Genomic DNA, 9,703 nt, shown 5'->3' with positions numbered 1-9,703 from the left:
GGAGATGTGTATAAGAGCCGGGTGTGGGGGCTGGTGGCCTCGGTGCTGTGCGGCGGCGTGCCCGCCGCGGTGATCGCCGTGGGCGTGCGCTCGGGGCGGCTGGACTCCCACCACATCGTCGACCGGGCCCGCCGCACCGGCCCGCTGCTGGCCGCCGTCGGCGCGGTGCTGTTCGCGCTGGTGCTGCTGGGGCTGCTCGGCGCGCCGACGCTGCTGGTGGCGGTGGTGACGGCGATGCTGGCCGCGCTGGCCGTGACGATCCCGGTGACGATGCGCTGGAAGATCTCCTTCCACGCGGCGGTGTCCGCCGGCACCGTCGTGGTCATGGCCCACGTGCTGCCGGTCGTGCCGACGCTGCTGGGCGGGGCGGCGGTGGTGGCGCTGGTGTGCTGGGCGCGGGTGCGGCTGACCCACCACACGTGGCCCCAGGTGGCCGTGGGGGCGCTCGTGGGCACGCTCGTCACGTGGGGCACGCTGGCGGCGTTCGGCGTGGGGTAGGGCCGGAATAGCGGAGGCCGTCCCGCGGTTGCGGCGGGCATGGACGCCACGAGCCGTGGCCGGGTGCGCGTCGAGCGCACGGCCAAGCGAGTCAGGACCTATCTGGGCGGCCGCGCGGTCGCCGACACCACCCGCGCCCTGCTGGTGTGGGAGAGCCCGCACTACCCGGCCTACTACTTCCCGCTGGAGGACGTCGAGCAGGGCGTGCTCAAGCCGACGGGCGAGACCCGCCACTCCCCGAGCCGCGGCGACGCCGCCGTCCACACGCTCGCCCCGGGAGGCGGTGAGGCGCTCGTCTACGACGACTCGCCGCTGGAGGCCGTACGGGGTCACGTCCGCTTCGACTGGGACGCGATGGACGCCTGGTTCGAGGAGGACGAGGAGGTGTACGTGCACGCGCGCGACCCGTACACGCGCATCGACATCCTGCCGAGCTCCCGCCACGTGCGGGTGGAGGTCGGCGGGGTGACGGTGGCCGACTCGCGCAACGCCCGCATCCTGTTCGAGACCGGGCTGCGGCCCCGCTACTACCTGCCCAAGACCGACGTCCGGCTCGACCTGCTGGAGCACACCGGCACGGTCACCCGCTGCCCGTACAAGGGCACGGCCGAGTACTGGTCGGTCAACGGCCACGAGGACCTGGCGTGGTCGTATCGCACGCCGCTCCCGGAGAGCGAGCGCATCGCCGGCCTGATCGCCTTCTACAACGAGAAGCTCGACATCTACGTCGACGGCGAACCGGAGGACGAGCCGCGGGGTTGACAGGCGGCGCCGCGATCCACCACCCTTTCACTATTCAAATAGTGAAAGGGTGCTTTAGTGATCGAGTTCCAGCTCGACCGGGCGTCGGGGGTGGCGACGTACCTGCAGCTCGTCCACCAGGTCAAACAGGCGCTGCGGCTCGGGACGCTGCGCCCGGGGGACCAGCTGCCCACCGCGCGTGAGGTCGTCGAAAGCCTGGCGATCAACCCGAACACCGTGCTCAAGGCCTACCGGGAGCTGGAGCGCGAGGGCCTGGTGGCGGGCCGGCCGGGGCTCGGCACGTTCGTGGAGCAGGGGATCGCCGGGCCGACGCTGGCCGACCAGCACCGGCTGCGGCGCGGGCTGGAGGAGTGGGTGCGCCAGGCGCGCGCCGCCGGGCTCGACGAGGAGGACCTGCGGGCGCTGTTCAGCGTGGTGCTGGCCGGCGCCGCCCGCGAGGGGGTCGCGTGAACGCGCTGGAGGTCACCGGCCTGGGCGTGCGCTACCGGCGGGGCTGGGCGCTGCGCGACTGCTCGCTGGCGGTCCCGGCCGGGCGGGTGGCCGCGCTGGTCGGCCCCAACGGCGCCGGCAAGACCACGCTCATGCACGCCGCCGTCGGGCTGCTCGCGCCGGCGAAGGGGAGCGTCACGGTACGCGGGCAGGCCGCGTTCGTCGCCCAGGACAAGCCGCTGTACGAGACGTTCACCGTGGCGGAGATGCTGCGGTTCGGGCGGCGGATGAACGACCGGTGGGACGAGGAGGCCGCCAGGAAGCGGCTGGGCGGGCTCGGCGTCCCGCTGGACCGCAAGGCCGGCCGGTTGTCCGGCGGGCAGCAGGCGCAGGTCGCGCTGACGGTGGCGCTGGCCCGGATGCCGGATTTGCTGGTGCTGGACGAGCCCCTGGCGAACCTGGACCCGGTCGCCCGGCACGACGTGATGCGGGCGATCATGGCCGAGGTGGCCGAGCACGGGCTGACGGTGCTGCTGTCCTCGCACGTGGTCTCCGACCTGGCGGACACCTGCGACTGGCTGATCGTGCTGAACGGCGGCCGGCTCCAGGTCAGCGGCGACATCGAGGAGCTGCTCGACGCGCACCACGTGCTGACCGGCCCGGCCGGCGGCCCGGTCGCCGGCTGCCGGGTCGTCACCGCGAGCCGGGCGGGGAGGCAGGCCAGTTTGCTCGTGCGCGGCGGGCCGCCGCCGGACCCGCGCTGGAGCGCGCGGCGGCCGGGGCTGGACGAGCTCGTCATGGGCTACCTGCGCAGCCCCGAGTCGGCCGCGCTGCCCGGCCCGGTGGAGGTGGCGGGATGATCTGGGTCACCTGGCGTCAGCACCGGGCGCAGATCCTGCTCACCTTCGGTTTCCTGGCCGTGCTCGGGCTGGTGCTGCTCGGCTCGGCCGTCGAGGCGAGGTCGTACGTCGCCGGGCTCGTGCCGGGCGGCTGCGCGGGGGCGACCGCGTTCTGCGGGTCGCTGGAGGCGGTCGCCGGCCTCGGGGAGCGCTACGACGCGATCTACTCGGTCTTCGGCTGGATGCCGCTGGTGCTGCCCGCGCTGATCGGCGCGTTCTGGGGGGCGCCGCTGCTCGGCAGGGAGTACGAGCGCGGCACGCACCGGCTGGCGTGGACGCAGGCGGTGCCGGTGCGGCGGTGGCTGGTGGTCAAGCTGGCCGTGCTCGGCGGGGCGGTGGTGGCGGGCGGGCTGCTGCTGTCGCTCATGGTCAGCCTGTGGCGGCCGGTGTTCCGGGAGGGGATCGACTCCGGGTTCGGCAACATCGGGATCTTCAACATGACCGGCGTGGCCCCGGCCGCCTGGTGGCTGTACGCGTTCGCGCTGGGGACGCTGGCGGGGGCCCTGTTCAGGCGGACGCTGCCGGCGATGGCGCTGGTCGTGGCCGGGGTGGCGGCGACCATGTTCGCGCTGTTCGCGCTCAGCGACCACTACGCGACCCCGCTCCGCACCGAGCTGACCGGGACGGTGGAGCTCGGCGACCCGGACGCGCGGCTGGTGGGCGGCGGCACCTGGGTGGACCCCGCGGGGCGGGAGGTGGGCACGCCCGCGGGCTGCGAGCGCCGGCTGGACGCCGGGCGCAGCAACCGCAACACCGAGGCGTGGCACGATTGCCTGTTCGCCGAGGGCTACCGCTACGCGGTGTCGTATCATCCGGCGTCGATGTTCTGGCGCTTCCAGTGGACGGAGGCGGGGATCCTCGTCCTCGCGTCGGCGGCGCTGGGCGGGCTCGCCGTGCGGCGAACCCTCCGCCGCACGGCCTGAGCCCTCAGGCGGGTCCGCACGGTCTCACGGGGTCCAGTGGGGGTCGCGGCCCAGGTAGCGCAGCAGGGTCGCGACCTCGTCGTCGCCCGGCTCGGGGGGCAGGGCGGCGGCGTAGGCGAAGCCGCGCACCGGCTCGGTGGTCTCCCGCGCCACCACCAGCAGCTCGCGCGCCATCTCCGGGGTGAGCGGGGACGGCCGGCCGGTGGCGGCCGCGATGTCCCACGCGTGCACGGCCGCGTCGAGCGCGCACGCGCCCGCGCCCAGCCACGGCGCCATCTTGTTCGGCGGCATCGGCACGGGCAGCTCGGCGGCGTCCCTGTCGGCCGCCGCCCACGCCCTGGCCGAGCGCTCCATGGCGGCCTCCACGAAGGCGAGCGGGTCGCCGGCCAGCGAGCCGGACGGCGTGAACGGGTTCTCCTCGGGGCCGGGCTCGCCGGTCAGGGTGGCGGCGTAGGCGATCTGGTCGCCGGCGGCGTGCTGGAGCACCTGGGTGACGTTCCAGCCGGCGCAGGGCGTGGGCAGCTCCCAGGCGCCGGCGGGCGTGGCGGTCACGGCCGTGCGGAGGGCGTCGTGCGAGGCGTCGAGCAGAGTCCAGCCGGAGTTCATGGCATGTCCTTTCGTCTCACTCAGCCTAGCAGAACGGAATGCTTTATTCCACTCTCGGCTCGTGCCGAGCACGTCGCCCTCCGTGACCCGTGACAGCGGTCAGGACCTACGTGAGCAGCCGCGTCAGCACCCGGACGCCGAACTCCAGGCCCTCCACCGGCACCCGTTCGTCCTTGCCGTGGAACATGCCGAAGTAGTCCAGGTCCGGCCGCAGCATGAGCGGCGCGAACCCGTACCCCTCGATGCCGATCCTGGCGAACGACTTGGCGTCCGTGCCGCCGCTCATCACGTACGGCACCGGCCTGGCCAGCGGGTCCTCGGCCACGAGGCTGGCGGCCAGGTCGTCGAAGAAGGACGACGGGTAGGGCGCGGCCGGGGCGTCCTCCAGGTTGACGAACTCGCGGGTGATCTTCGGGCCGAGCAGCTCGTCGATCGTCGCCAGGAACTCCTCCTGCAGCCCCGGCAGGTAGCGGCCGTCCACGTGCGCCTCGGCGGTCGAGGGCACCACGTTCACCTTGTAGCCCGCCTCCAGCATCGTCGGGTTGGCCGAGTTGCGGATCTGCCCCTTGAACAGGTGGCCGAGCGAGCCGAGCCGCTCCGCCTCGGCGTCCAGCCGGTCCAGGTCGATCGGCTGACCGGTGATCTCCGACAGGCTCCGGACGAGCGCCGCGACCGACGGCGTGAGCCGTACCGGCCACTGGTGGGAGGCGATCCGCGACAGCGCGTGGACCAGCGTCGCGACCGGGTTGTCCACCGCCGGCCGGGAGCCGTGCCCGGCCACGCCGTGCGCGGTGAGCTTCATCCACGCGGTGCCGCGCTCGCCCACCGCCACCGGGTAGACGCGGTGCTCGCCCGAGGCGACGCTGAACCCGCCCGACTCGCTGATCGCCTGCGTGACCCCGTCGAACAGCTCCCGGTGCTCGGTCACCGCGTGCCGCGACCCGAAGTCGCCGGTCGCCTCCTCGTCGGCCAGGAACGCCAGCACCACGTCCCGCCGGGGCCGCACGCCCAGCGCCCGCATGCCGAGCACCGCCGACAGGGTCATCGCGCACGACCCCTTCATGTCGACCGCGCCCCTGCCGTACACGCACCCGTCGACGATCTCGCCCGAGAACGGGTGCATCCGCCACTCGGCCGGGTCGGCCGGGACCACGTCCAGGTGCCCGTGCACCAGCAGCGCGTCGGGGGAGGCGCCCGCGATGCGCGCCACCACCGTGGTGCGGCGCGGCGCGGACTCGAACACCTCCGGCTCCAGCCCGGCGTCGGCCAGCAGCGTGGCCACGTACTCGGCGGCCGGCCGCTCACCGGAGCCCGGATTGGTGGTGTCGAACCTGATCAGGTCCGAGCAGATCTCGGCGACACTCTTCACTTGCTGCCCTCCAGCTTCAGCGGTGCAACCCCGGGCGTCTCGAACCCGAAGATCTGTCCGTAGAAGGCCAGCTCGGCCTCCAGCACCGCCACGATCGTCTCTTCCCTGCGCCAGCCGTGCTGCTCACCCTCGAAGGTGAGAAGTGCCCACTCTTTGCCGTTCCTGTCCAGCTCGGCGACGAACCGCTCGGCCTGGCCGACGTCCACGATCGCGTCCTCCAGCCCGTGCAGCATCAGGCACGGCCCCGACGCCCGGTGCGCGTGCAGCAGCGGCGAGCGCTCGCTGTAGCGCTGCCGCGTCTCCGGCAGCGGGCCGATCAGGCCGTCCAGGTAGCGCGACTCGAAGTCGTGCGTCTCGGCCGCCCAGCTCTCCGGGTCGGTGATCGCGTAGTGGGCGACGCCGCCCGCGAACACGTCGCTGTGCACCAGCGCCGCCACCGTCGTCCAGCCGCCCGCGCTGCCGCCCCGGATCGCGATCCTGGCCGCGTCGGCCCGGCCCAGCTCCACCAGCCCGCGCGCCACCTTCGCGCAGTCCTGCACGTCGACCACGCCCCACTGGTGCCGCAGCCGCTCGCGGTAGGCACGGCCGTAGCCGGTGGAGCCGCCGTAGTTGACCACCGCGACGCCCAGGCCCCGGCTGGTGAAGTAGGCGATCTCCAGGTCGAGCATCACCGGATGGTTGCCCGTCGGGCCGCCGTGCACGAAGATCACGTACGGTGCCGGGCCGCGCGCCCCGGCCGGCGGGTACAGGTGCGCGTGCACGCCCTCGACCGTCACCGCCTCCGGCACGGGCAGCAGGTCGCGATCCGGCAGCGGCTTGGGCGCCGACACCACCTCGTGCCCGCCGCCGTCCAGGTCGACGAGCATCACCTCCAGGGGCGTGTACGGCGTCGCCGCCACCGCCGCCACCTTGCCCCCGGCCGCCGACACGGTCGAGCTCCAGTAGGTCGCCTCCCCGCCGATCTCCCGCAGCTCGCCGCCGCCCGGCTCCAGCACGGCCAGCCTGCGGCGGTCCGGTGTGCCGTACACGACCACGAGCCGGTCACCGGCCACCGCCAGGCAGCCCGAGCCCGGCTTCCACGCCGCGTGGCCGAACTCCGCCTCGACCGGCGTCAGGTTGCGCACGCGCGTCCCGTCCCTGCCGATCAGGTGCACGTTCCACCAGCCGGTCGGATCGGTGATCGCGTACAGCGTGTCGTCGTCGCGCCACTCGGCCTGCACCACCGACTCGCCGGGCCCGCCCGCGACCACCTCGTACGGCCCGGCCTGCCCGCCGGGGCCGAGCGGGGCGACGCACAGCTCGGTGCCGTCCCACGGCATCGCCGGGTGGTCCCAGCCGATCCAGGCGACATGGCCGCCGCCGGGGGACAGGCGGGGGTTCATCAGGAAATGCTGGGCTTCGACGATCACCGTGAGCGGGCCGCCGTCCAGCGGGATCGCCACCAGGTCGCGCACGTCCTCGCTCTCCCGCACCGCCCACACCTCGGCCCGGCCGGGCGGCAGGTAGAGGTCGGCGTAGCGGGCGGGGCCGGCCGGGGTGAGCGCCACCGGGCCGTCGCCGCCGATCCGGTAGACGCGCTGGTCGGCCCAGTTCGTGAACACCAGGCCGCCACCGGGCAGCGGACGCCACGAGCGGCCACCGTACTCGATCACCCGGTTGCGCGCGTTCCAGCCGTCCGGCAGGGCGTCCACGCGCTCGCCGTCCGGCAGGCGGCGCACCACGCAGCGCCGGCCGCCCTCGTGCGGGCGTGGCTCGTCCCACCACACCTCGACGCCTTCCGGCGTGGCCACGGCCTCCACCCACTGCGGGCCGCCGTCGGTCCGGGCCACATCGATCGGTCGAATACTCATATCTCACCAATTGCCATTTGACGGGGGCAAGGACATCTCGGGTGGGTGCAGCACGTACGCGACGCCGCCGCTGCCGGAACTCCTGAGCCACACGTGCTCGAACGCGGCACGCGGATAGACCCGGCGCACCTGCGCGTCGCCCGGCGCGGCCGGATCGTTGACCATGACGTCGCCCCCGGCCGTGAAACCGGTGACGACCATGATGTGCCCGCTTGTGGAGTAGCCGGAGCCCGGCAGTTCGTGCTCCTTGAACGACTGCGACGTGATCACCGGGATCCCGGCGCGCACCAGCCGCTCCAGCTCCGCCGCCGACCGCAGCCGGGTCACGAACCCGGCCAGCCCGTACGTGCCCGCGTACGCGACGTTGAACGGCCAGTTGCCGGTGCCCTGGTAGCTGGTGTCGTAGGCGCCGCGCGCCGCGTGGTCGACCGCCGGGAACGAATCGCCGTCGCCCACCCAGCCGAGCTCGGCGGGCGCCGGGCCGCGGCCCCAGTAGGCCAGCACCATGGCCACCGCGGCGGGGCCGCACCAGTTCGCGCCGCCGCCGTCCCACTGCGGATGGTGCCCGGCGTGCTCGTGCTGCGAGTGCGCGGGCACCACCAGGTGGAACGCCCCGCCGGGCCCCGGCGCGCTCGGCGCCGGCCGGGCGGGCAGCGCCGAGGCCATCACGCCCAGGCCGGCCACCCGCGCGCCCGCGCCGTGCGCCGTGACGCGCACCCTGTAGGCCGTCACCGGCCGCCGCGCCACGAACGTGTCCACCGCCACGTCCCCGTCCTCGTCGCCCTGCCCGGGGACCGACGTGCGCGGCTCGCCGTGCTCCGACCAGCGGCCCATCACGTACCACCTGGTCCGGGTACCGGCCGCGGTCACCGCCTGCAGCTCCACCTCGATCCACGAGCCGGGCGGCGTACGCGCCGTCCACGAGGCGACGAGCTGCGTCGCGGGAAAGCCGATCAGGTGCTCGGGACCGGTCCACGACGCCTGACCCGCGGGCACGGAGAAACGGGCGAAGGAGACATGAGCCAGGTCGACGGTGAGCACCAGGCTCATTGTGGAACCGTCTCACAGGTCGCGCATCGGAGGTTTTACGTACCCGGCGCGATTGTGTCAGTGGTGATCACTATCGTCCGGGCCATGACTCAAGCGGTGCAGGCGTACTCCTACGCCGGGCCCTCCGTGCTCGCCCACGGCCGGCTCGGCCTGTCGACCTCCGGTGGCACGGCCCTGTCCGGGCCCCAGACCCATCCCCGGTTCTTCAGCGGGCTGCTCACCCAGGCCGCCCCCGCCGCCGCGGGCCTGCTGGCCGTGGCCGACGTGGCCATGGCCCGCTACCACCAGCCGCGCCCCGGCTGGACCCGCGACCCGGTGGTGACCTGCGACGGCGACCGGCTCAGGTTCGAGTCGTTCTCCGCCTGCGGCGGCGTCTACGCCCGGCTCGACGTGCTCGCCCTCGACGGCGACGTGCTCGACCGGGGCACCACCAACGTCGACGTCAACGGCCCGCTGCGCGAGTCGCTCGCCCGCGTCGGCGGCCGCGACCCGCTGCACCTGGGCGTCGGCCCCGACGAGCTGACCGTCACCACGCTCGACGGCGCCGTCGTGGAGAAGAAGGTGCCGCTGCCCAGCCGGTGGCTGCGCGGCTTCGCCGAGGTCCAGGTCATCGCGGCCGGGTTCGACCTGCGAGCCGAGCTGAAGGGGCCGCAGGCCGTGCGGTTCCTGCGCTCGCTGCCGCGCAAGGCCTCCGCGACCGTGTGGGCCGTGCCCGCCGGCAACGACCTGCGCCTGGCCGCCGGGCCGGGCCGCGGCGCCGTGTGCCTGTCGGGCGCCGGGCGGGTCGCCACGCTGATGCCGCTGCTGCGCTTCGCCAAGGCCCTGCGCGTCTACGGCCCGCCCGCCGGCGCCGAGCACCAGGCCAGTGCCTGGGAGCTGGAGCTGCCCGGCATGCGCTACACGCTGGCCGTCTCGCCCCAGCCGTGGCGCGGCTTCTCCGGCGAGGGCGCCGTCCTGGACGACCTGGCCACCGACGAGGCCGCCGGCGACGCCGACGTGGTCGGGATGCTGCTCAACTTCGAGCCGGCCGTCGAGATCGGGCTGCTCACCGACCGCTCCGGGCTGCCGGTCGAGCGCGTACGGGCCGCGCTCACCCAGCTCGGCACCGCCGGGCGGGTCGGCTACGACCTGTACGAAGCGGGCCACTTCCACCGGGAGCTGCCCTACGACCGGGACCAGGTGGCGCAGCTCAACCCGCGCCTGACGGCCGCGCGGGCGCTCGCGGAGTCGGGCGCCGTCGTCCTCGACGGCGACCATGCCCGGGTCACCACCGCCGGCGGGGTCCGCCAGGTCGGGATCTGTCTCTTTTAACCATCT

General features: G+C 74.1%; 10 protein-coding genes. 6 read left to right on the top strand and 4 right to left on the bottom strand.

What is annotated here, in order from left to right; translation table 11 throughout:
* The 5 genes from ADY59_RS52060 to ADY59_RS44770 all read left to right on the top strand — a co-directional run.
* Positions 1-498 (top strand): hypothetical protein (locus ADY59_RS52060; RefSeq protein WP_049576676.1); only part of this gene is annotated, 498 nt, incomplete at its 5' end.
* Positions 499-537: 39 nt separating this feature from the next.
* Complete coding sequence (locus tag ADY59_RS44785) at positions 538-1,260, top strand: DUF427 domain-containing protein (RefSeq protein ID WP_049576670.1); 723 nt, start codon at positions 538-540, stop codon at positions 1,258-1,260.
* 57 nt (positions 1,261-1,317) lie between these two features.
* Entirely contained in the window at positions 1,318-1,710 is a 393-nt protein-coding gene (locus tag ADY59_RS44780) for a GntR family transcriptional regulator (protein ID WP_049576669.1), read from the top strand.
* Positions 1,707-2,549, top strand: a complete 843-nt coding sequence (locus tag ADY59_RS44775; RefSeq protein WP_049576667.1) for an ABC transporter ATP-binding protein — start codon at positions 1,707-1,709, stop codon at positions 2,547-2,549. Before ADY59_RS44780 ends, ADY59_RS44775 begins: the two co-directional genes overlap by 4 nt.
* Positions 2,546-3,511, top strand: coding sequence for an ABC transporter permease (locus ADY59_RS44770; protein ID WP_049576665.1), 966 nt, complete (start codon positions 2,546-2,548; stop codon positions 3,509-3,511). The genes ADY59_RS44775 and ADY59_RS44770 overlap by 4 nt, the downstream gene beginning before the upstream one ends.
* A 24-nt stretch (positions 3,512-3,535) precedes the next feature.
* Here the strand turns inward: ADY59_RS44770 and ADY59_RS44765 are convergent, their stop codons facing one another.
* The 4 genes from ADY59_RS44765 to ADY59_RS44750 all read right to left on the bottom strand — a co-directional run bounded on the left by ADY59_RS44765 (position 3,536) and on the right by ADY59_RS44750 (position 8,386).
* On the bottom strand, positions 3,536-4,117 hold the full coding sequence (locus tag ADY59_RS44765) for a TIGR03086 family metal-binding protein (protein WP_049576663.1): 582 nt from the start codon (positions 4,115-4,117) through the stop codon (positions 3,536-3,538).
* A gap of 106 nt (positions 4,118-4,223) precedes the next feature.
* Positions 4,224-5,486 carry a M20/M25/M40 family metallo-hydrolase gene (locus ADY59_RS44760; protein ID WP_049576660.1) on the bottom strand — a complete coding sequence of 421 codons (1,263 nt, stop codon included), beginning with the start codon at positions 5,484-5,486 and terminating at the stop codon, positions 4,224-4,226.
* The gene (locus ADY59_RS44755; protein WP_049576657.1) at positions 5,483-7,336 is read right to left on the bottom strand and encodes a S9 family peptidase; all 1,854 of its coding nucleotides are present in this window, start codon (positions 7,334-7,336) and stop codon (positions 5,483-5,485) included. The genes ADY59_RS44760 and ADY59_RS44755 overlap by 4 nt, the downstream gene beginning before the upstream one ends.
* Positions 7,337-7,339: 3 nt before the next feature.
* A complete protein-coding gene (locus tag ADY59_RS44750; RefSeq protein WP_049576655.1) occupies positions 7,340-8,386 on the bottom strand; it encodes a C39 family peptidase in 1,047 nt (348 codons plus the stop codon).
* Between the two features lie 84 nt (positions 8,387-8,470).
* Here ADY59_RS44750 and ADY59_RS44745 point away from each other — a divergent pair, with 84 nt between their 5' ends.
* Entirely contained in the window at positions 8,471-9,697 is a 1,227-nt protein-coding gene (locus ADY59_RS44745; RefSeq protein WP_231619192.1) for an SWIM zinc finger family protein, read from the top strand.
* Positions 9,698-9,703 lie beyond the last annotated feature (6 nt).

The organism is Nonomuraea sp. SBT364 (assembly GCF_001083785.1).
GTDB lineage: Bacteria > Actinomycetota > Actinomycetes > Streptosporangiales > Streptosporangiaceae > Nonomuraea.
The sequence above is the reverse complement of the archived record's forward strand: the minus strand, read 5'-3'. Positions and strand labels throughout refer to the sequence as shown.